Source organism: Lentzea alba, assembly GCF_011067745.1.
GTDB classification, from domain to species: Bacteria; Actinomycetota; Actinomycetes; order Mycobacteriales; family Pseudonocardiaceae; genus Lentzea; species Lentzea alba.
The window spans coordinates 236257-257583 of sequence record NZ_JAAMPJ010000002.1; the positions used below are offsets into that span (position 1 = coordinate 236257).

The window sequence follows — 21327 nt, forward strand, 5'->3', positions numbered from 1 at the left end:
CAGGGCGAAACGTTATGCCACGCGAAACGCGATACTCCCCAGTACAGGTACGCAGGAGGAGGTCATTGGTGGATCGGGGCGGCCCCGGAGCGCAGCATCGTCTGCCCGCGCATCCGGCACCTCTGCTCTCCGCGCAGGACGTGGCCTCGGTCGCGTTCCACCGTCCCCCTTCGGGACAGCGCGGGTACGACGCGGCTGAGGTGGACGCATTTCTCGACCGCGTCGAGGACACCATGCGCAGCAGAGACATCCTCACGCGTGAGGACGTGCTCAACGTCAAGTTCAGCAACGCGACCCGGGATCCGGGCTACGACGTCAACGAGGTCAACGTCTTCATGGAACTCGTGGCCGACACACTGCGGTCCACTCCGCAACGTCAGCAGGCCTCAGCGCCCGCTCAGGGCGCGCACGCCACGTCGCAGGCGCTCAGACCCGCGGTGCGGCTGTCACCCGACGACGTTGCCGCTGTGCGCTTCCACAAGCCCAGACCGGGGACCCGCGGCTACCACGAAGGCCAGATCGACGCTTTCCTCGACCGCATCGAGGCCACCCTGCGCGGTGCCGACAACCTGACCGCGCAACAGATCCAGGACGCCGTGTTCGGCGAGACGGCGCCCGGCACGTTCGGGTACGACGAAGAGGACGTCGACACGTTCCTCGACCTCGTCGTGTTGATGTTCGAAACCGCGCCGCCGCCGCTCAGGGCCTCCCCTCCGACGACGCAGCTGCCGCAGCAACAGCAACGGCCCCAGCAGCGCCGCCCACAGCCACAGCCGCAGCAGCGCCCTCAGCCGCCGCAACCGCAGACTCAGGCACCGGTGCAGCAGCCCGCGACGCCCAGAGCCGTCGACTCGCCGAAGCTCACCGCCGCGGACATCCGCAAGGTCGCGTTCCACCGCCCTCCCCGCGGCCGCCGCGGGTACCAGGAGTCCCAGGTGGACGCCTTTCTCGACCGCATCGAGGCGACGCTGCTCGGCCAGGACAACCTGACCGGCAAGGACATCCGGGACGTCCGCTTCTCGCGCCCGCTGATCGGCCGGCGCGGCTACGACGAGACCGAGGTGGACGCGTTCCTCGGCCAGATCGAACAGCAGCTCGCCGGACCGATGCGCAGCATGCCGCAGGTCAGGTCGTGGAAGGACCTGCGGCAGCTGCGGATCCCGCAGGCCGCTGCCGGTCAGCGCGGTTACCGCACCGCGCAGGTCGACCGGATGCTGGAGGAGATCGGCGTCGCGCTCGACGGCATGCTCGGGGCGACCTCCGAAGAGGTCATGAAGGCGCGCTTCAGCTACGCCCTGCTCTCCGGCCAGGGCTACGACACGTCGTTCATCGACGAGCTGCTGCCGATGCTCGCGAACGAACTGCGCCGCCGAGGGCGTTAGCCCTCGACCACCTCGGCCGCGGCCATCCAGGCAGCCTCGACGTCGGTCTCCTCCGCCAGCACGGCGCGAAGCTCGGCGTCGAGCTTCAGCAGCCGGTCCGGATCGGTGGCGGCCTCGGCCAGCGCGGCGTGCAGCTCGGCTTCCTTCTTGTGCAGCACCTCGAGGCGCCGTTCCAGCCGGGCCAGCTCCTTGCGGGCGGCGCGCTGGTCGGCGGCGTTCGACGGCGCCTTGTCGGCAGCCGGGGCGGCAATGGCGCTTTCCCGGTCGCGCAACGAGTCCCGGCGCTTGAGGTACTCCTCGATGCCGCCGGGCAGGTCGGTCAGCCCGCCGTCACCGAACAACGCCACGACCTTGTCGCACACGCGCTCGACGAGGTAGCGGTCGTGCGAGATCACGACGAGCGTGCCGGCCCACGAGTCGAGCAGATCTTCCAGCTGCTGCAACGTGTCGATGTCCAGGTCGTTCGTCGGCTCGTCGAGCAGCAGCACGTTCGGCTCGGCCATCAGCAACCGGCACAGCTGCAACCGCCGCCGCTCGCCACCGGACAGGTCCGACACCGGCGTCCACTGCTTCTGCGACGAGAACCCGAACCGCTCGCCCAGCTGCGAGGCCGACATCTCGTACTTGCCGAGCACGACCCGCCGCGCGACCTCTTCGATCGCCTCCAGCACGCGCATCGACCCGTTGAGGTCGAGCAGCTCCTGCGAGAGGTGCGCGATCTTCACCGTCGAGCCCTGGATCCGCTTGCCCGTCTCGGGTTCACGTTCCCCCGCCAGCAACTTCAGCAACGTCGTCTTGCCAGAGCCGTTGACGCCGACCAGACCGATCCGCTCACCGGGGCCGATGCGCCACGTCAGGTCGCGCACCAGCACTCGGTCCGGAATGGACAGTGTGGCGTCCTCGACCTCGATCACCGTGCGCCCCAGGCGCTTCTTGGCGAACGCGAGCAGCTCGACGTTGTCGCGCAGCGGCGGCACGTCCGCGATCAACGCCTCGGCGGCCTCGATCCGGTAGCGCGGCTTCGACGTCCGCGCGGGCGCACCGCGGCGCAGCCACGCGAGTTCCTTGCGCGCCAGGTTCTGCCGCTTCTCCTCCAGCACGTCGGCCAGCCGGGTGCGCTCGGCGCGGGCGTAGATCCAGTCGGCGTAGCCGCCCTCGTACTGCTCGACCTTGCCCTGCACCACTTCCCACGTGCGGTTGCAGACCGTGTCGAGGAACCACCGGTCGTGGGTGACGACCACGAGCGCGCACTTGCGGGCCAGCAGGTGCTCCGCGAGCCACCGCACACCCTCGACGTCCAGGTGGTTCGTCGGCTCGTCCAGCACGAGCAGTTCGAGGTCCTGGATCAGCGCGGCCGCCAGCGCGACGCGGCGCCGCTCGCCACCGGACATCGTGGAGACCACGGAGTCCAGTCCCAGCGCGGTGATCCCGAGTCCGTCCAAAATGGACCGCACGCGGGCGTCCGAGGCCCACTCGTGCTCGGCGTCGAACCCGAGGGGGTCGATCACCGCGTTGCGCACGGTCGAGCCGTCCGGCAGCTCCGTCCGCTGCGTCACGACGGCCATCCGCAGATCCCGCGAGCGCGACACGCGGCCGTCGTCGGCGGGCTCCACCCCGGCCAGCACCTCGAGCAGCGTCGTCTTGCCGCCGCCGTTCAGGCCGACGACACCGATCCGGTCGCCCTCGTTGACGCCGAGCGACACGCCGTCGAGCAGCGGCCGGACGCCGAACGACTTCGACACGGACTCCAGGTTGACCAGGTTGGCCATCAAAACCTCACGACTAGTAAGAAACTGCCCGGTGCAGGCTACCCAGGAGGGGCAAAAGCCCCTGCGGCTACGCGTGCACCTCGGGCGGCGTCGGCTTCGGCTCTTCAGTCGTGATCACGCGCGCACCGGGCACCGGACCGTGCGCGACCCGAACCGTCCGGCACACACCCGCGCCGGCCAGCTCGGCGGCCACCCGCACCGCCGTGTCGCCGTCTTCGCACAGGAACGCCGTCGTGGGGCCCGAGCCGGACACGATGCCGGCCAGCGCGCCCGCGTCGACACCCGCGCGGAGCGTACGGCGCAGGTTCGGTCGCAGCGACACGGCGGCGGCCTGCAGATCGTTGCCGAGCAGCAGAGCGAGCTGGCGCGGGTCGCCGGAGGACAACCCCTCCAGCACCGCCTCGACCTGGCCGACGCGCGGCGGATCACCCTCGGTGCGCAAGCGGTCCAGCTCGTCGAACACGTCCGGAGTGGACAGTCCACGCCGGTCGAACGCGAGCACCCAGTGGAACTGGTGACGGCCCAGCACCGGCACGATCCGCTCGCCGCGGCCCGTGCCGAGCGCGGTCGCGCCGTACAGGGCGAAGGGGACGTCCGCGCCGAGCTTCCCGGCCAGTTCGGCCAGCTCGTCGCGGCTGATCTCCAACCGCCACAACGAAGAGAGGCCGACCAGGGTCGCAGCCGCGTCCGCGCTGCCGCCCGCCATGCCGCCCGCGACGGGGATGGCCTTGCGGATGACGACGCGGACCTTGGGGTCGTCCGGGTCCTTGCCCACGTGCGCCGCGAGCAGCCGGACCGCGCGCCAGGCGAGGTTCGAGGCACCGGTGGGCACCTGGTCGGCGCCCTCGCCGTGGACCTCCACGCCGGGCTCGTCGGCCACCGCGACGGTGACCTCGTCGACCAGCGACAACGCCTGGAAGATGGTCACCAGGTCGTGATAGCCGTCCGGGCGCACGTCACCGACGGCCAGGTGCAGGTTGACCTTGGCCGGGACGCGAACTGTGACCGGGGGTGGAACGACTGCGAGCACCATGTCAGCCTACGGGCGTTCTGGAGTCCCGGACTCCTCCCCCGGTCACTGTCGCTGTCAAACCGGGATGACCGAACCGTTGAAGGTCTGCTTGATGTAGTCCTTGACCTGCTGCGACCCGAGCAGCTCCGCCAGCTCGCGGATGCGCTTGTCGTCCTTGAGCTCGGTGCGGGTGACCAGGCCGTTCGCGTTCGGGTTGCCCTCGGCCTTCTCCAGCGCGAGCGAGTCGGTGGCCGGCTTGAGGCCCGCGTCGATCGCGTAGTTGCCGTTGATCACCGACGCGTCGGTGTCCTCCAGCGACCGGGGCAGCTGAGCGGCCTCCAGCGGCACGAACTGCAGGTTCCTGGGGTTCTCCGCGAGGTCGCGGACGGTCGGCTGGTCCACGGCCTTGAGCTTGATCAGGCCGTTCGCCTCCAGCAGCTTCAGGCCGCGCGCCTCGTTCGTGGCGTCGTTGGCCAACGCGACCTTGGCTCCGCTCGGCAGTTCGTCGAGCTTCTTGACCTTCTTCGAGTAGAGGCCCAGCGGCTCGACGTGGACGGGCTCCACCCACGCGACCTCGGCGCCGCTCTCCAAGGTGTACGTCTCCAGGTACGGCACGGTCTGGAAGTAGTTGGCGTCGAGCGAACCGTCGACCAGCGCGGTGTTCGGCTGCACGTAGTCGGTGAACTCGACGACCTCGATCTTCAGGCCCTTCTGCGCGGCGAGGTTGTCGGCCACGTACTTGAGGATCTGGGCGTGCGGCACGGGTGAGACACCGACTTTGAGGGTGTCGGACGCGCCGGCACCGGATGAGCAAGCGGACAAAGCGGTCACAGCAGACAAAGCGACTGCGATCAGGGCAGCACGAATACGCATTACGTTCCTTTTGAGAATTTCTACGGGGTCAGACGGAGGCGTGCCGGCGCCGGTCGGACGCACGGGCGGCACGGGTGAACCCGAGTTGGATCACCGTGGTGAGCACGGCGAGCCAGGCGACGGTGCTCCACAGGATCCGGTCGTTGAAGCGCTGGTAGCCCTCGCGGATCGCGAGGTCACCGAGGCCGCCACCGCCGATCACGCCGGCCATCGCCGAGTACCCGATCAGGGCGATCACGGTGACGCCGATGGCGTTGATCAGCGCGGGCAACGACTCGCGGATGAGCACGCTGCGCACGATCCGCAACGTCGAGGCGCCGGTGGTGATCGCGGCCTCGACCACGGTCACGTGCACCTCGGACAGGATGTTCTGCACGAGCCGCCCCACGAACGGGATGGCGCCCACGGCCAGCGGCACGATGACCGCCGTGCTGCCGATGGAGCCGCCCACGATCAGACGGGTGACGGACGTCAGCGCGACGAGCAGCACGATGAACGGCATCGAGCGGCCCAGGTCGGTGATGAAGCTCAGGACGCGGTGCACCGCGACGTTCGGCCGCAGCCCACCCTTGGCGGTGAGCTGCAGCCAAACACCTACGGGAATTCCAAGCGCGGTGGCGATGACGGTCGAGACGCCGACCATGTACAGCGTCTCGCCGGTGGCTTCGAGCAGAAAGCTGAGAACGTCGGACCAGGGTGTTGCAGACCTCACGCAGCTACTCCCTGCGGGCCCTTCAGGGACCTCTGCACCGCACCGCCGGCCTCGCCGATCCACTCGAGCGCGGAGTCGGAGCGCTCGCCGTTCAGGCCGAGGCGGAACCGCGCGACCGGGGTCTCGCCCAGACGCGTGAGGCCACCACCGACGATGTTGAGCTCGACCCCGAACCGATGCGCGGCCTCAGGCAGCAAGGCACCGACCGCGGCGAACCCGACGAGCACGACGTCCGCGACGCGGTCGTAGCTGCTCTCGTTGATCGGGTTCAGGTCGACGGCGGGCAGCAGCGCACTGCTCGTGCGGCTGGCGGCGTCGTTGACCAGGTCGAGGACCTTGCCGTGCTCGACGACACGGCCCTGCTCCAGCACCGCGACGTCGTCGCAGATCTTGCGGACCACGCCCATGTCGTGCGTGACGACGAGAACGGTCACACCCAGCTCAGCGCGCGCACGGTCGAGCACGGTCAGCACGGAACCGGTGGTCTCCGGGTCCAACGCGCTGGTGGGCTCGTCAGCGAGCAGCACGGACGGGTTCGCGGCGAGCGCACGCGCCACGGCGATGCGCTGACGCTGCCCGCCGGACAGCTGGTCGGGGTAGGCGCCGGCCTTGTCGGTCAGCCCGACGAGGTCCAGCAGCTCGCCCACTCGGGTGCGGCGCTGCGGTCCGGGCACTCCCGCGCTTTCGAGGGGAAGAGCGATGTTGCCGGCCGCCGTGCGCTGCCGGAGGAGCGAATCCCCCTGCGGCACAACGCCGATCTGCCTGCGGGCCGCGCGGAGGGCGGACCCGTCGAGGCTGGTGATGTCGGTGCCGTCGACCCGGATCGCACCCGAGTCGGGACGCTCCAGCAGCGCAACGCAGCGCGCGAGCGTCGACTTGCCGGCCCCGCTCGGGCCGACGACGCCGAGCACGGTGCCCGCCTCGACGTCGAGGGTCACGCCGTTCAGGGCGTTGACACCCTGGAAGGACTTGGTGAGGTTTTCGACAGTGATCACATCTGCTCCACGGCTGCGCGCGACGGCACACACGCCTCGTGGGCGGTGCGCGATCGGAGTTCTGCTCAGGTGTGTGCGCCACTCGTTGACTGAGTGCGCGTCAAAGGACTTTGAGAAGGCGCCTTAGACGAGGTGGCGACGACATGCAGAGGCGGTGCGACGGCACTGGTCGACAACTCGACGGCGCGTCAGCATTCGCGTGGTACCCATGTGATCCTCCATCGGTCCTGGCGTTAGCACCTGCCCGCATCCAGCGGGTGGTTGCTGCGACGTCGTAGAGCCAGGTCTCTCAGTCGCTCCGGATGGCACTTAGCAGTCAACCGGACGGACGTTCGGTTGCGCAAGCCAGATTCCGATTCGTTCGACAGATCACACTGATGGCCGAAGGATCCCCGGCCTAGACCTCGGCAATCCGGATGAAGTCGATCACGCTGAGCTGCTCGCCCCGTTGCTGCGGATCGATCCCGGCCTTCTGGAGCAGCTCGTCGACCTTTTCGGCGCTGCCGGCCCAGCCCTTGAGCGCCGCGCGGAGCGTCTTCCTTCGCTGCGCGAACGCGGCGTCGACGATCTGGAACAGGCGTTTCCTGTCCACTGTGGACAGCGGCTTTTCGTGACGCTGAAACCAGACCAGGCCCGAGTCGACGTTGGGCGCGGGCCAGAACACGTTCTTGCCGATGGAGCCGGCCTTCTTGGCCTCCGCGTACCAGGCGAGCTTCACGCTGGGCACGCCGTAGATCTTGTTGCCGGGCTTGGCCGCCATCCGGTCCGCGACCTCGGCCTGAACCATGACGAGGCCTTTTTGGAGGGTCGGGAGCTCGCTGAGCAGGTGCAGCACCACCGGGACCGCGACGTTGTACGGCAGGTTCGCGACGATCGCGGTGGGTTGGGCCGGCAGGTCTTTTTGGGTGACCTTCATCGCGTCTTTGAGGACGACGTGGAGCTTGGCTGCGTTCTCCGGGTCCATCTCGCTGACGGTCTGCGGGAGCCTCTGGGCCAGGGGTGGGTCGATTTCGACAGCCACTACCTGCTGGGCGTTCGGGAGCAGGGCGAGGGTCAGGGAGCCCAGGCCTGGGCCTACCTCGAGGACGATGTCGTTTTCGTCCAGTTCGGCGGCGGTGACGATCTTGCGGACCGTGTTGGGGTCGTGGACGAAGTTCTGGCCCAGTTTTTTGGTCGGGCGGATGTCCAGCTCTTCGGCTAGACGGCGAACTTCTACGGGTCCCAGCAGGCTCACTGGGGCATTCTCGCAGGCTTGTGGGTGGAGGGCGGGGGTGGGCGGCTTGCGGGGCTGGTCGCGTTCCGATTGTTGCCCACCGGGGCATGCGCTCCTGCCAACCCACTCCCCCGGAAGCGGCAAAGGCCGCCCCCGGCGAACCAGGAGCGGCCAAAGCCAAAGCGCGGTGCGGGTTTACGGCAGGCCGAGCTTGGCCCGGCAGCCCGGCCACGCGCCGTAGGTGCCGCCGGAGCGGTCGCGGAGCTTGGTCGCGATGGCGATCTGCTGCTCGCGGGTGGCCTGGTGCGGGAGCTGGGCGTACATGGTGCCGCCGTTCGAGGCCCAGGTGCTGGCCGAGAACTGGAGGCCGCCGTAGTAGCCGTTGCCCGTGTTGATGGCCCAGTTGCCGCCTGCCTCGCACTTGGCGAGACGGTCCCAGACCTCGCTGTCGGGCAGAGGCTTGGTGCCCACGGTGATCTTCTTGGGCTTCGGCTCCTTGGTGATCTTGCCGCCGATCTTCTCGCGGCTGATCTCCTTGCCGTTCTTCACGGTCACGCGGTAGGTCGAGACCTGCTCGCCCGGCGTGCCGGGGTCGGTGACGGTCTGCTGGCCCGCGTTCATGTTCGGGTCGTTGGTCTTCTCGACCGGCGGCGCCACGGGCTCGTTCACGTTGATGACCGTGACGCCGGTGCGGGAGATGTAGACCTCGGCGCCGGTGGCGAGCTTCACGTCCAGGCCGGTGGTGACGGCGTCCTCGGGGCCGAGGGTGAGGTTCTCGCCCTTGAGGAGCTCGTCGACGGTGACCGCGGTCGTCTGGAGCTCGCGGACCGGGTTGGCGCCGTCGAACAGCTTGATGTTCTTGCGGGTCTTGACCTCGAGGTTCATGCCTTCCAGCGGCACGTCCTGGGAACCCGGCGCCGACATCCAGGCGCCTTCGAGCGGCACGCCCATCTGCTTGGCGGCTTCTTCGACGGTGACCGAGCGGACCCAGTCCTCGCGGGCCTGGCCGTCGACGCTCATCTTGAGCAGGCGGCCGCGGTCGAGGCTGATCTTGCCGCCGTCGGAGACCGGAGCGTTCAGGGACGGCGAGAGGGCGTCGTGCTCACCGACGGTGATGCCTTCCTCCGCCAGGACCTCGCCGACCGTGCCCTCGTAGGAGTGGACGGTCTGCAGCGCGCCGTCGACCTCGACGGTCAGCGACTTGTCCATCGCCATGGCGGTGACGCCGCCACCGGAGATGGAGACGAGGACCGCGGCGACCGCGCCCTTGAGGAAGCGGCGCTTCCAGGACGAGACGGCCGTGACGAGCAGCTCTGGGTCGTTCTTCTCCTCTTCCTCCGACGGGAGGACGAGGGGCGGCATGATCGTCGTCTCGGCGTTGATGAGCCGGATCAGCTCGTCGACGTCGACGTTCGCGGTGGCGAGCAGTTCGTCTGCGTCCGGGCCGAGCACCTCGAGCACGTCCGCGGGCGAGATGGTCAGCGCACCGGCGGGAAAGCTCGGGTGGGGATCAGCGACTCCGACTGCGGTACCCCCGACCGGCGTGAACCAGTCGGTGTCGTCGTTGAAGTCGTACGGAGCGGCAGTTCTGTCGCTTCCAGACAAGGGTCGATACCTCCATTGCGGAAGCTCGAGGCCACCGCACAGTTGGCGCTGCAAAGATCATTCGAGGGTTGAGCTCGAAGGTTCCCGGCAACTCCTCCTACGTGGTCTCGCTTCTTCGCGCTTCTGGCTTCGGTCCCGCCCCGACTGCGGGCGTGCTCCCAACCGACTGGGTCGGTCCAGGTGGCACGGTCACGGGACAGTAACGGGGTCGCGGACGTTGCGCAAACACCCCCGCCGATGTTGTGACCTCAGTCACCCCATGGGGGTAGGAACCCTGTGCTCCGTTCGTTCTAGTTCGCATTTCAGTAGCCAAGCCCGAACACTCGTTGAGCAGTACGGGTGACGGCGGAGCAGAGTTCAGAAAGATCTTCGCCACGGAGCGTGGCCAAATCCCGAACTGTGTAATTCACACAATATGGTTCATTCGGCCGCCCCCGGTACGGATGAGGCGTCAGGAACGGCGCGTCCGTCTCGACCAGAAACTGATCTTGCGGGACCAGCTGGGCCGCCTCCCGCAGCGCGCGGGCGTTCTTGAACGTCACCGGGCCCGCGAACGACAGCACGTACCCCGCGTCGACGCACCGCCGGGCGAAGTCCGCGTCGCCCGAGAAGCAGTGGAAGACCACAGTGGACGGTGCGCCCTCGGCGTCGAGGATCTTGAGGATGTCCTCGTGCGCGTCCCGGTCGTGGATCATCAACGGCTTCCCGACGCGCTTGGAAAGGTCGATGTGCCAACGGAAAGCCTCGTGCTGAGCGGCCGGCGGCGAGTAGTCCCAGTAGTAGTCCAGACCGGTCTCGCCGATCGCCACCACGCGGTCGAAGGCAGCGAGCCGTTCCAGCTCGGCCTTCTCGGCGTCCCCGAACGAAGAGGTGCGCGTCGGGTGCACGGCCACCGCCGCGTAGACCCGCGGGTCCCAAGTGGACGCCTCGGCGGCCCACCGCGCGGCCTTCAAGTCGTCGGCCACGGTGATCACGTGCGAGACTCCGGCGGCCTCCGCACGGTCCAGCAGGACCGCCACGTCAGCCGCGTCGACAGCCCCGCACGCGTCGAGATGCGTGTGAGCGTCGATCACCGGTGCCGGAAGAGCTTCCGGCACCGGCGGTCGTTCACGCTTGTCGGACGTCACTTGACGATCGGAGCCCACTCGGGACCGGTGTCGCCCAGTTCCTTCTCCAGCTTCGAGAACAGCGGCGACGGCTTCTGCAGCGGCCGGCCGACCTCGATCGGCGTCGACTCCCAGCGAGCCTGCTCACCGGCGTAGTCACCGGTCAGCACCGGGTACGAACGCTCCGGCACGTCCAGGTCGGTGACCTCGTTCATCGACGGCTGTGCGGCCCACACGCCCGTGCCGCCCAACGCCTCGTGCACCTTCTGTGCCGAGTGCGGCAGGAACGGCGTCATCAGCGTGTTCGCGTCCTGAACCACCTGCAGCGCGGTGTGCAGCACCGAGTCACGGCGGTCCGGGTCGTCCTTGAGCTTCCACGGCTCCTGGTCCGACAGGTACTTGTTCGCCGCCGAGATGACGCGCATGGCCTCGCCCGACGCCTGCTTGAACCGCGACCGGCGCAGGTGCGCACCGACCGTGTCGAACGCCGCGCGAGACTGCGCGAGCAGCTCGTGGTCCGCGGGCGTCAAAGCCACGGCCTTCGGGATCGCGCCGATGTTCTTGTGCGCCATCGAGACCGAGCGGTTGACCAGGTTGCCCCACTCGTTCGCCAGCTCGAAGTTCGTCCGGCGGACGAACTCCTCCCAGGTGAAGTCGGTGTCCTGGTTCTCGGGACCCGCGACGGAGATGAAGTACCGCAGCGCGTCCGGCCCGAACTCCTTCAGGAAGTCGCCGACGTAGATCACGGTGCCGCGCGACGTCGAGAACTTCGAGCCGCTCATCGTCAGGTACTCCGACGACACGACCTCGGTCGGCAGGTTCAGCGTGCCGAACCGGCCGGGCTCGCCGCCCTTGTCGCCCGCGCCGTTCTGCCCGAGCAGCAGCGACGGCCAGATCAACGAGTGGAAGACGATGTTGTCCTTGCCCATGAAGTAGTAGCCCTGGGCGTCACCCGTCCAGAACTCCTGCCAGGCGTCCGGGTCGCCGGAACGACGGGCCCACTCCACGGACGCGCTCAAGTAGCCGATGACCGCGTCGAACCAGACGTAGAACCGCTTCATCGGCTGGTCGCTCCACCCGTCGAGCGGGATGGGCACACCCCAGTCGAGGTCACGGGTGATCGCGCGCGGCCGCAGGTCCTTGATCAGGTTCTGCGAGAACTTGAGCACGTTGGGACGCCACTCGGTGCGCGTACCCATCCAGCTGCCCAGCGACTCGATGAACGCGGGCAGGTCGAGGAACAGGTGCTCGGTCTCGATGAACTTCGGCGTCTCGCCGTTGATCCGCGAGCGCGGGTTCTTCAGGTCGATCGGGTCGAGCTGGTTGCCGCAGTTGTCGCACTGGTCACCGCGCGCGCCGTCGTACCCGCAGATCGGGCAGGTGCCCTCGATGAAGCGGTCGGGCAGCGTCCGGCCGGTCGACGGGCTGATGGCGCCCATCTCCGTCTTGGGGACGACGTAGCCGTTCTTCCACAGCGCGGAGAACAGGTCCTGCACCACCTGGTAGTGGTTGCCGGTGGTGGTGCGGGTGAAGAGGTCGTAGGAGAGGCCGAGGCCCTGCAGGTCAGACGCGATCACACGGTTGTACTTGTCGGCGAGCTCACGAGCCGTGAGCCCTTCCTTCTCGGCCTGCACCTGGATGGGTGTGCCGTGCTCGTCCGTGCCGCTGACCATGAGCACCCGGTTCCCCGACATGCGCATGTAGCGGGAGAACACGTCGGAAGGGACACCGAAACCGGAGACGTGACCGATGTGCCTGGGGCCGTTGGCGTAAGGCCAGGCCACCGCGGTCAGTACGGAGGCACTCATGCACATAGCCTACGGAGGCGGTGCCAGGGTGTTTTCACCGAGTGGGAGGTCGGTTTGTCCGCGACCAGGATGCTGGTGCTCGGCGTGGTCAAGCTCGTCGGCGAGGCACACGGTTACGTGGTGCGGCGCGAGCTCAAGTCGTGGTCCGCGGACGCCTGGGCGAACGTGCAACCGGGCTCGATCTACCACGCGCTGAAGTCGCTGGCCAAGGACGGACTGCTGGAGCCGGTCGGCACCGCCGAGTCCGACGAGGGCCCCGCCCGCACCACCTACAAGATCACCGCCGCCGGTGAGCACGAGCTGCAGGACCTGCTCGCGCACGCGCTGGCCGACGCCTCCGCCGGCAACGACGAGGTCTCCGCGGGCATCGCGATGCTCAACCTCGTCCCCCGCAAGCAGGCGGTCGTGCTGCTGAAGAACCGGCTGGCGGGCCTCGAAGGGCAGCTCACGCCCACCCGGCACGGCATCGACTCGATGCCGGAGATGGGCAAGCCCGCGCACGTCAGCGAGCTCTTTCGACTGTGGCTCGTCCACCTCGAAGGCCAGGTGCGCTGGACTCAGGAGCTGATCGAACGTCTAGAGGCCGGTGCCTACGAACTGAAGGACTAGTCAAACTTGATTAGCTCCCGCTAGCCTCTAGTCAAATTTGATTAGAGGGGATTCAGTCATGATCAAGGCACGCGGCCTCGCGCGCCGGTTCGCGACGAAGTCAGGTCCCGTGGACGCGGTATGCGGGGTCGACATCGACGTCACCGAGGGGGAGCTCGTCGGGTTCCTGGGCCCGAACGGCGCCGGCAAGTCCACGACGTTGCGCATGCTCACCACGCTGCTGCAGCCGACGGCGGGCGAGGCGGTCATCGCCGGGCACGACCTGCTCACCGACCCGGCGGGAGTGCGCCGCAACATCGGGTACGTCGGGCAGAAGAACGGCGCGGGCGCCGACCAGCGCGTCGCCGAGGAGCTGGAGTTCCAGGCCCGCTTCTACGGCCTGTCCAAGCACGACGCCCGCAGGAAGGTCGCCGACCTGCTCGACCGGTTCGACCTCCAGGGCCTGGAGAAACGCGGCGTGATCACGCTGTCGGGCGGCCAGCAGCGCCGGCTCGACATCGCGATGGGCATGCTGCACGACCCGCGGCTGCTGTTCCTCGACGAACCGTCGACCGCGCTCGACCCGCAGAGCCGCCGCAACCTGTGGGACCACGTCAAGCAGCTCAAGGCGGATGGCACCACGGTCTTCCTGACCACGCACTACCTGGACGAGGCCGACTTCCTCAGCGACCGGCTGCTGGTGATCGACCACGGCTCGATCGTGGGCGAGGGCTCACCGGACGAACTCAAGAACAACGTCTCCGGCGACCTGGTCGTGCTCGGCACCCTGCAGGCCGCGCTGGTGGCGGGCAAGTTCGAGAACGCCGTGGTCGAGGGAGAGAAGGTCAGCTTCCGCATCCCGAACGGCGACCGCGCGCTGCCCGGCCTGCTCCGCGACCTCGACAACCTCGGCGTCGAACTGCACTCGGTGCAGGTCCACCGGCCCACGTTGGACGACGTGTTCCTCACCATGACCGGCCGCTCTCTCCGGGAGCCAGCAAATGCTTTCTAAAACACTGTTGCGTGACACCTGGCTCGTCTTCGTCCGCGTGATGCTCCCGGTCCTGCGCAACCCCGTGGCGATCGTGTTCGGGCTCGCCCAGCCGTTGCTCTACCTCGGCCTCTTCGGCCCGCTGCTCGGCGACACCGGCTGGCAGTGGTTCGTGCCGGGGCTGCTGGTGCAGATGGCGTTGTTCGGCACGGCCTACGCGGGCTTCTCGCTGCTGCCGGAGGTGCGGACGGGCGTGATGGAACGGCTGCGGGTGACCCCGGTCAGCCGGATCGCGCTGCTCGTCGGCAGGGTCGGCAAGGACGTGGTGCTGCTCGTCGTGCAGGGCCTGCTGATCATGCTGGCCGCGATGCTGTTCGGGTTCCGGGCCACGCCGGGCGAGATCCTGCTCGGGCTCGGGCTGGTGGCGTTGCTGGGCGTCGCCATCGGGGCGTTGTCGTACGCGATCGCGCTGAAGGTGAAGCTGGAGTACGTCTTCGCGTCCGTGCTGTCCTCGACGATCGTGCCGGTGATGCTGCTGTCCGGCGTGCTGCTGCCGATGTCGAACGGCCCGCAGTGGCTCTACTGGCTGTCGCGGATCAACCCGCTGGCGCACGTCGTCGACGCCGAACGCTCAATCTTCAACACCGGTTCGATCCTGCTAGGCCTGACCTCGGCATCTGCCCTGGTACTCGTCGGCGTCTTCTACGGCGTCCGCACCTTCCACCGCGAGTCTGCTTGAGGGAACGCGGGGGCCCCGCGTTTCCTTCCGGGGAACGCGGGGCCCCCGCGTTCCCGAAAACAGCGCGGTCAGGAGGATTTGATCGCGGCGTCGTAGAGGGTCTTTTTGCTGATGCCGGCCGCGTCCGCGACCTCGGCGGCGGCCGACTTCATGCGTTCGCCGTCAGCTACGCGTTGCTTGACCTCGGCGACCAGGGTTTCCAGGTCCGGCGTGTCCGCGATGGGCGCAGGGCCGAGCACAACGGTGATCTCGCCGCGTGCGCCCTCCACGGCCCACTCGGCGAGCTCCGCCAACGTTCCGCGCACGACCTCTTCGTACTTCTTGGTCAGCTCGCGGCACACGGCGGCGCTGCGGTCCGGCCCGAGCACCTCGACCGCGTCCGCGAGCGTGTCCGCGAGCCGGTGAGGTGCCTCGAAGAAGACGACGGTGCGCTGTTCCGCGGCCAAAGGCGCGAACCAGCGCTTCCGTTCACCGGACTTGCGCGGCGGGAAGCCGTCGAACGCGAACCTGTCGCTCGGCAGGCCCGACACGGCGAGCGCGGTCGTCACGGCGGACGGACCGGGCAGGCAGGTCACCTGGAGGTCCTGCTCGACACACGCGGCCACGAGCCGATATCCGGGATCCGACACGGAGGGCATCCCTGCGTCCGTCACGAGCAGCACGGTCTCGCCATTTCGCAGCGATTCCAGCAGCCCCGGCAGCCGCCCGATCTCGTTCTGGTCGTAGAAGCTGATCACCCGGCCGGACGGCTTGACCTGCAACGCGTTCGCGAGGCTGTGCAGCCGGCGGGTGTCCTCGGCGGCGATCACGTCGGCTGTCTCCAGCGCCTCGATCAGGCGGGCGGAGGCGTCGCGGATGTCCCCGAGAGGGGTGGCTGCCAGGACCAGACGGCCTGAACCGGATACAGGACTCACATGGTTCACCCTACGATCGGCGGCGTGACAGTCCTCGTGCAGCCAGGAGAGGCGCCCGTCGTCGTCGAGGAGCCACGCACGGATCGTGCGGCGGCGCTCGACCCGCCTCCGTCCGGAGACCGCATGCGCGGGTGGCTCGTCACGATCGTCGTGACGCTCGTCGGCGCCTTCGTCCGGTTCTGGAACCTCGGGTATCCGACGGACAAGGGCACGCCGATCTTCGACGAGAAGCACTACGTGCCGCAGACGGCACAAGTGCTCCGCAACGGCGGTTACGAGGACAACCCCGGCTACGAGCTGATCGTCCACCCGCCGCTCGCGAAGCAGCTGATGGCGATCGGCCAGGAGCTCTTCGGCTACGACGGCCTCGGCTGGCGGTTCGCGTCCGCGCTCGCGGGTGCGATCACGATCCTGCTGATCGTCCGGATCGCGCGTCGGCTGACCCGGTCCGACCTGCTGGGCGCGCTGGCCGGCGTGCTGCTCATCGCGGACGGCGTCTCGCACGTCCAGTCGCGGATGGGCATGCTCGACATCTTCCTGGCGCTGTTCGTCGTCGCCGCGTTCGGTTGTCTGGTCGTCGACCGCGAACAGGTGCGCGCGCGCCTCGCCGTGGCCGTGCGCGAGGGTTTCATCAACAACTCGGCGTTCGGGCCGTGGCTGGGCTTCCGCTGGTGGCGCTTCGGTGCGGGCGTGATGCTCGGCATGGCGTGCGGCATCAAGTGGTCGGGCATCTGGTACATCGGCGCGTTCGGCCTGCTGACGGTCATCTGGAGCGCACTGGCGCGGCGGGCGGCCGGGGTCGAGGAGCCGTGGCTCGGCGCGCTCGCGAAGGACGTGCTGCCCTCGCTCGGCGGGCTGGTCGCGATCCCGGTCCTGGTGTACATCGCGACCTGGTTCCCGTGGATGGCCAGCGAGACCGGCATCGACCGGCATGTCGTCGGCGGCAAGGTCAAGGACATCGCGTACATCCCGGACGTCCTGCAGTCGCTTTGGTACAACGCGAAGAACGTCTACAAGTTCCACGTCGAGCTGGTCACCTCGGAGACCAACCGGCACCCGTGGGAGTCGAAGCCGTGGACGTGGCCGATGGGCCTGCGTCCGATGCTCTACTACTACGACAACGCCGTCACGGGCTGCGGTGCGGCGTCGTGCCTCGGCGCGATCATGCTCATCGGCACGCCCGCGATGTGGTGGCTCGCGTTCCCGGTGATCGGCTGGGCGGTCTGGCGTTCGGTCGGCCGGATGGACTGGCGCTACGCCGGCGTCCTGGTCGCGTACGCGGCGGGCCTGCTGCCGTGGTTCCTCAACCTCGACCGGCAGATGTACTTCTTCTACGTCACGCCGATGGCGCCGTTCCTGGTGCTGATGATCGTGCTGGCGCTGGGCGAGATCCTGGGCCGGCGGACCGCGGGCTCCGAACGGCGCGGCACGGGGCTGCTGGTCGTGTCGCTGTACGTCGGCATCGTGGTGGCGAACTTCGTGTGGCTGTGGCCGATCTTGAACGGCAATCCGATCACGCCGGAGATGTGGCAGCAGCAGCTCTGGCTGCCCAGCTGGCGGTGACCCGGATCTCGCGGGGAAAGCCCGCAAGGCCTTTCCCACCAGCGACGATCAGTTAACATCCTCCTGCGAAAAGGGGGATCCACAGCCGTATGACCACCACCATGCAGTCACGCCCGGAGCAGGACGAACGCGGGCCTGGCACAGGTCGCAAGCCCTCGTCCGCCGGCTTCCGGACGGACGTGCAGGCGCTGCGGGCGATCGCCGTGCTGGCCGTGGTGGTCAACCACTTCTGGCCGAACGTGATGACCGGGGGCTACGTCGGCGTCGACGTCTTCTTCGTCATCTCCGGCTTCCTGATCACCTCGCACCTCGACCGCGAGCTCGTCCGCACCGGCAAGGTGCGACTCGGCACGTTCTACGCGCGGCGCGTTCGCCGGCTGCTGCCCGCGGCGTTCCTGGTGCTGGTCGTGAGCATCGTGCTGGCGTGGTTCCTGCTGCCGTACCCGCGGTGGACGACGAACGCGTGGGAGGCCTTCGCCGCCGCGTTCTACTGGGAGAACTGGCTGCTCGCCGCGAAGTCGGTGAACTACTCGGCGCAGACCGAGGCCGCGAGCCTGGTCCAGCACTACTGGTCGCTGTCGGTCGAGGAGCAGTTCTACCTGTTCTGGCCGCTGCTGCTGATCGGCCTGGTCAAGTTCGGCGGCCGGCGGTTCCTGCTGCCCGGCGTCGTGGTGCTCGGCGTGCTGTCGCTGGCGTTCAGCGTCTACTACACGATCGTTTCGCCGAGCGAGGCGTACTTCATCACCCCGGTGCGGGTGTGGGAGTTCGCGATCGGCGCCGTCGTCGCACTGGCCGCCTCGAAGCTCGTGCTGCCGCGGATCGGCGCCGAGGTGGCCGCGGGCATCGGCTTCGCGATGATCCTGGTGTCCGCGTTCGTCTACGGCCACACCACGCCGTTCCCCGGATACCTCGCGCTGGTGCCCACCGTCGGCACCGCTCTGGTGATCATCTCGGGTATGCGCCCCGACCGTCAGTGGCACACGGCCGTGACGGCCTCCGCGCCCGTGCAGTTCGTGGGCAACATCAGCTACTCGCTCTACCTGTGGCACTGGCCGATCGTCGTGCTGGCGCCGTTCGCGTTGAGCGGCGCGCTGGACAAGGGCGCGCTCACCACGCCGTGGCGGTTCTGGCTGGTCGGGGTGTCGTTCGCGCTCGCGTGGCTGACGAAGATGTACGTCGAGGACCGCGCCAGGACCTGGCCGCGGCTGAGCCGCAGCACCATCCGCACGTTCGGGGCGATGATCGTCGGCCTCGCGCTCGTCGAGGTGCTCGCCGGCGGGCTGCAGTGGAGCTACCACCGGCAGGCCGCGGAGGCTGAGCAGAGGGCAGCCGCAACGTCGACCGACAAGTGTCATGGCGCCGGTGCCATGGTCCCCGCCAACAACTGCGCCGCGCCGTTCGGCCCGGCCCACGAGACCATCATGGGTCCGGCGAACGAGTTCTGGCTGTTCCCCCCGGAGTGCAAGTCGCTCGAAGACGAGTACAAGGCCGCTGACCGCAAGACGACGACCATCTGCGACTACAGCGGCGGCGACGCTTCAGCGCCGAAGGTGTGGCTGGTCGGCGACTCGCACGCCGAGCACTGGATCCCCCCGATGCTCGACCTCGCGCGCGAGAAGAAGTGGAAGCTCACCGTCAGCACCCTCGGCGGATGCCCGTTCGCGGACGTCGCGCTGGTCGGCTACCGCGGCAAGGACACCGCGGCGGTGATCGAGCGCTGCACCTCCTGGACGCCGCGGATGACCGACGTGATCGCGGCCGACAGGCCGTCGATGGTGTTCATGTCGTTCTTCTCCCGCAAGGAGGCGGTCAACGACGGCAGCGGCCGCAGCCAGGCCGAGCAGTACCTCCAGGGTCTGGACCCGAAGTGGCGCAAGTGGACCGATGCGGGCGCACGGGTGTTCGTGTTCGCCGACCCGCCGTTGAACGGGGACATCCGCTCGACCGAATGCGTGCCGGAGAGCCCACAGACCCCGCAGGACTGCGCCCTCCCGCGATCCGAGGCCCAACCGGCCGATCCGCTGGCCGAGGCCACCAGATCGACGAAGAACCCCGGCGTGAAGTTGATCGACTTCACCAAGTACTTCTGCGACGAGCAGCTGTGTTACGCGGTGATCGGGGGCGTCGCCGTCTACTTCGACCGGGACCACCTGAACAAGGAGTACAGCCGCTCCCTGAAGCCGATGATCGCGGCGGAGATCGGCTAGCTTTCGCTGATTTCGAGGGCGCGCTCCTTGGTCAGCTCGCCCTCAAGCCTCATGGTGACCTGATCTCGTTGCCAGATCAGGGTTTGTCCGGCGCCTTGCGGTTTCTCGGTGTGCCACTGGCCGTTGCGGTCGATGTAGAAGAACGGGTGCGGATACGGGATCCAGATCCTGTCGTTGATCTGCTCGACGCCCTCGCCGTGGACGAGCTTGCCTACCGTCGAGCCGATGGTGCCGTCGAACTGGTCGAGCCTCAGGTTGCCGTAGTGCAGCGTGACGAACCGTCCTTCGTGGACGGTGATCCGGTCCGGAGTGCCGAGTTCCCGCGGCAGGTGGATCTCGAACGGCATCTGCTTCTTCGCTTCGTCGAGCGAGACCTCCTGGCTGGGCAACGGAGGCGCGATGCTCTTCGGCGCCTCGGTGTGGAACTCGACGCCGGCGAACTCCAGGAGGTTCTGGACGCCCGCTCGGACCGCCGGCGACACCGCGAAGGCGATCGCGAAGGCCGTGATCGCCGCTACCAGTGCGGTGAGCCAACGGTTCCTGCGGCGCGGGGCGTTGATCCGGGTCAGCACGCTCGCGCTGAGATCGGGCGGTTCCGGCACGTGGATCTTCCGCCCGAGATCGCGGAGGGCGGCCTCGGTCTGGTCATCGATCATGGGCCACCTCCTCCAGCATCGGGCGCAGCTTGGCCAGTGCGCGGGACAGCCGCGACTTCACGGTTCCCTTGGCGAGGTTGAGGGTCTGCGCGGTCTCGGCCTCGCTCAGGTCCAGCAGGTACCGGCACGTGACGACCTGGCGGTCGTGCTCCGGGAGGTTCTGGAGGGCCTTCAGGAGCTGGGCGCGGGAGCCGTCCACCAGGGTGCCCGGGTCGTCGTGGTCGACGGTCTCGGTGACGGAGGCGAGCTTGAGCTCCATCAGGTTGCGGCGCCGCCGGCTGCGGTGCAGGTTCTTGGTCTCGTTGGCGACGATCTTGAGCAGCCACGGCTTGAAGTCGGCGTCCGACCTGAACGTGCCGAGCTTCCGGTACGCCTTCACGAACGCCTCCTGCACCACGTCACCGGCGTCCGCACCCGCCCCGAGCAGGTAGGCAGTCCGGTGCGCGAGCGCGGTGTACCGGGCGACCAGCTCGCCGTAGGCCGCCTGGTCACCTGCGATCGCCCGTGCCACCGCTTCGTCCGTGATGCCCTTCCTACACCGGGAACCTCGCCTCGGTTCCCGGTGTATTCGCGTCATGAGAATTCTCGCCTTGATGTGCGCGTTCCTGCTGATCAGCGCGCCTTCCGCGATTGCGGGGGCCTGGGCGGTCACGTACCTGGACCCGGTGCCGTCGGTCCAGCCGTCCGTCACCCACACCGTCGGCTACTGGGTGCTGCAACACGGCACTCATCCGTACGCCGGGGACGATCTCGGCAAGACGGGGCTGCGGTTCCGCTCCGGTTCCGACGAGCGGGTGTTCGTCGGTGTCCCGCTCGGCCAGGCCGCGCACTACGCCGTGACGTTCAGCCTGCCCGCCGGGTCGTACGAGGTCTTCGGCGTGCAGGGGTTGTTCCCGGACCACTCGCTGGGCTCGCTGACGGTGCCGGGCACGTTCCTGATCAAGCCGCCGGACCCGCAGAGGGTCCAGGGCGAGGTCGAGGGCCCGTGGCAGGAGATCGCGCCACCCGTCGCGACGCCCGCTGCCGTACCTGAACCGGCGGCAGCGGTGGTGCCTGCCGAACCCGAACCCGAGTCCAGGCCGGCGCCGGTGTGGCTCGTCGGGCTCGTGGTGATGGGCGCGGCCGGACTGTTCCTGGTGCTGCGCAAGAGGTTGCGGCCGTTCGCGCGAAGGTGAGTGGTGAGGCGATCGGCGG

Annotated in this window: 19 protein-coding genes and 1 riboswitch; of the genes, 7 read left to right on the forward strand and 12 right to left on the reverse strand. The window is 68.4% G+C overall.

Annotated elements, in window-relative coordinates; genetic code table 11:
- Positions 1–68: 68 nt before the first annotated feature.
- Entirely contained in the window at positions 69–1382 is a 1314-nt protein-coding gene (locus tag G7043_RS49290) for a DivIVA domain-containing protein (protein WP_313887769.1), read from the forward strand.
- On the opposite strand, the gene G7043_RS09410 is transcribed toward G7043_RS49290, so the two are convergent.
- From G7043_RS09410 to metG, 9 genes are all read right to left on the reverse strand, one after another.
- Positions 1379–3151, reverse strand: a complete 1773-nt coding sequence (locus G7043_RS09410; protein ID WP_166045199.1) for an ABC-F family ATP-binding cassette domain-containing protein — start codon at positions 3149–3151, stop codon at positions 1379–1381. The two genes, G7043_RS49290 and G7043_RS09410, sit on opposite strands and share 4 nt — an antisense overlap.
- Positions 3152–3218: 67 nt before the next feature.
- Complete coding sequence (locus tag G7043_RS09415; protein WP_166045200.1) at positions 3219–4181, reverse strand: 4-(cytidine 5'-diphospho)-2-C-methyl-D-erythritol kinase; 963 nt, start codon at positions 4179–4181, stop codon at positions 3219–3221.
- A gap of 57 nt (positions 4182–4238) precedes the next feature.
- Positions 4239–4994, reverse strand: coding sequence for a MetQ/NlpA family ABC transporter substrate-binding protein (locus G7043_RS09420; RefSeq protein WP_313887770.1), 756 nt, complete (start codon positions 4992–4994; stop codon positions 4239–4241).
- Between the two features lie 70 nt (positions 4995–5064).
- Entirely contained in the window at positions 5065–5748 is a 684-nt protein-coding gene (locus G7043_RS09425) for a methionine ABC transporter permease (RefSeq protein ID WP_166045202.1), read from the reverse strand.
- Entirely contained in the window at positions 5745–6743 is a 999-nt protein-coding gene (locus G7043_RS09430; protein ID WP_166045203.1) for a methionine ABC transporter ATP-binding protein, read from the reverse strand. Before G7043_RS09430 ends, G7043_RS09425 begins: the two co-directional genes overlap by 4 nt.
- Positions 6744–6958: 215 nt before the next feature.
- A riboswitch (SAM riboswitch) is annotated at positions 6959–7052 on the reverse strand.
- 88 nt (positions 7053–7140) lie between these two features.
- Positions 7141–7971, reverse strand: a complete 831-nt coding sequence (rsmA, locus tag G7043_RS09435) for a 16S rRNA (adenine(1518)-N(6)/adenine(1519)-N(6))-dimethyltransferase RsmA (protein WP_242642153.1) — start codon at positions 7969–7971, stop codon at positions 7141–7143.
- Between the two features lie 180 nt (positions 7972–8151).
- Positions 8152–9561, reverse strand: a complete 1410-nt coding sequence (locus G7043_RS09440; RefSeq protein ID WP_242642080.1) for a resuscitation-promoting factor — start codon at positions 9559–9561, stop codon at positions 8152–8154.
- 302 nt (positions 9562–9863) lie between these two features.
- A complete protein-coding gene (locus tag G7043_RS09445; RefSeq protein ID WP_166045205.1) occupies positions 9864–10688 on the reverse strand; it encodes a TatD family hydrolase in 825 nt (274 codons plus the stop codon).
- Positions 10685–12475, reverse strand: a complete 1791-nt coding sequence (gene metG, locus G7043_RS09450; RefSeq protein ID WP_166045206.1) for a methionine--tRNA ligase — start codon at positions 12473–12475, stop codon at positions 10685–10687. Before metG ends, G7043_RS09445 begins: the two co-directional genes overlap by 4 nt.
- Positions 12476–12529: 54 nt before the next feature.
- On the opposite strand from metG, the gene G7043_RS09455 reads away from it, so the two are divergent.
- From G7043_RS09455 to G7043_RS09465, 3 genes are read left to right on the forward strand one after another with little or no spacing between them, the layout of a single operon-like run.
- The gene (locus G7043_RS09455) at positions 12530–13084 is read left to right on the forward strand and encodes a PadR family transcriptional regulator (protein WP_166045207.1); all 555 of its coding nucleotides are present in this window, start codon (positions 12530–12532) and stop codon (positions 13082–13084) included.
- Between the two features lie 58 nt (positions 13085–13142).
- Positions 13143–14075, forward strand: a complete 933-nt coding sequence (locus G7043_RS09460) for an ATP-binding cassette domain-containing protein (protein ID WP_166045208.1) — start codon at positions 13143–13145, stop codon at positions 14073–14075.
- Positions 14065–14793, forward strand: coding sequence for an ABC transporter permease (locus tag G7043_RS09465; protein WP_166045209.1), 729 nt, complete (start codon positions 14065–14067; stop codon positions 14791–14793). Before G7043_RS09460 ends, G7043_RS09465 begins: the two co-directional genes overlap by 11 nt.
- 68 nt (positions 14794–14861) lie before the next feature.
- Here the strand turns inward: G7043_RS09465 and rsmI are convergent, their stop codons facing one another.
- A complete protein-coding gene (gene rsmI / locus G7043_RS48165; protein WP_313887771.1) occupies positions 14862–15707 on the reverse strand; it encodes a 16S rRNA (cytidine(1402)-2'-O)-methyltransferase in 846 nt (281 codons plus the stop codon).
- Here rsmI and G7043_RS48170 point away from each other — a divergent pair, their 5' ends adjacent.
- Together G7043_RS48170 and G7043_RS09480 are read left to right on the forward strand one after the other, a co-directional pair.
- Positions 15708–17270 (forward strand): dolichyl-phosphate-mannose--protein mannosyltransferase, encoded by a 1563-nt coding sequence (locus G7043_RS48170; protein WP_242642081.1) that lies wholly within the window; start codon positions 15708–15710, stop codon positions 17268–17270. It begins immediately after the preceding gene.
- Between the two features lie 89 nt (positions 17271–17359).
- A complete protein-coding gene (locus tag G7043_RS09480) occupies positions 17360–19477 on the forward strand; it encodes an acyltransferase family protein (protein WP_166045212.1) in 2118 nt (705 codons plus the stop codon).
- On the opposite strand, the gene G7043_RS09485 is transcribed toward G7043_RS09480, so the two are convergent.
- Positions 19474–20133: a hypothetical protein gene (locus G7043_RS09485; RefSeq protein WP_166045213.1), complete on the reverse strand. Its 660-nt coding sequence runs from the start codon at positions 20131–20133 to the stop codon at positions 19474–19476. The two genes, G7043_RS09480 and G7043_RS09485, sit on opposite strands and share 4 nt — an antisense overlap.
- On the reverse strand, positions 20123–20644 hold the full coding sequence (locus tag G7043_RS09490; RefSeq protein ID WP_207310913.1) for an RNA polymerase sigma factor: 522 nt from the start codon (positions 20642–20644) through the stop codon (positions 20123–20125). The genes G7043_RS09485 and G7043_RS09490 overlap by 11 nt, the downstream gene beginning before the upstream one ends.
- 64 nt (positions 20645–20708) lie before the next feature.
- Between G7043_RS09490 and G7043_RS09495 the strand changes: the two genes are divergently transcribed.
- Positions 20709–21308, forward strand: a complete 600-nt coding sequence (locus G7043_RS09495) for a hypothetical protein (RefSeq protein ID WP_166044997.1) — start codon at positions 20709–20711, stop codon at positions 21306–21308.
- Positions 21309–21327 lie beyond the last annotated feature (19 nt).

Excerpts from the sequence above, each read along its gene's own strand:
- G7043_RS09410 (WP_166045199.1), bottom strand. The coding sequence starts at position 3,151 with ATGGCCAACCTGGTCAACCTGGAGTCCGTGTCGAAGTCGTTCGGCGTC.
- metG (WP_166045206.1), bottom strand. The coding sequence starts at position 12,475 with ATGAGTGCCTCCGTACTGACCGCGGTGGCCTGGCCTTACGCCAACGGC.
- G7043_RS09460 (WP_166045208.1), top strand. The coding sequence starts at position 13,143 with ATGATCAAGGCACGCGGCCTCGCGCGCCGGTTCGCGACGAAGTCAGGT.
- G7043_RS09465 (WP_166045209.1), top strand. The coding sequence starts at position 14,065 with ATGCTTTCTAAAACACTGTTGCGTGACACCTGGCTCGTCTTCGTCCGC.
- G7043_RS48170 (WP_242642081.1), top strand. The coding sequence starts at position 15,708 with ATGGTTCACCCTACGATCGGCGGCGTGACAGTCCTCGTGCAGCCAGGA.
- G7043_RS09480 (WP_166045212.1), top strand. The coding sequence starts at position 17,360 with ATGACCACCACCATGCAGTCACGCCCGGAGCAGGACGAACGCGGGCCT.
- G7043_RS09485 (WP_166045213.1), bottom strand. The coding sequence starts at position 20,133 with ATGATCGATGACCAGACCGAGGCCGCCCTCCGCGATCTCGGGCGGAAG.
- G7043_RS09495 (WP_166044997.1), top strand. The coding sequence starts at position 20,709 with ATGAGAATTCTCGCCTTGATGTGCGCGTTCCTGCTGATCAGCGCGCCT.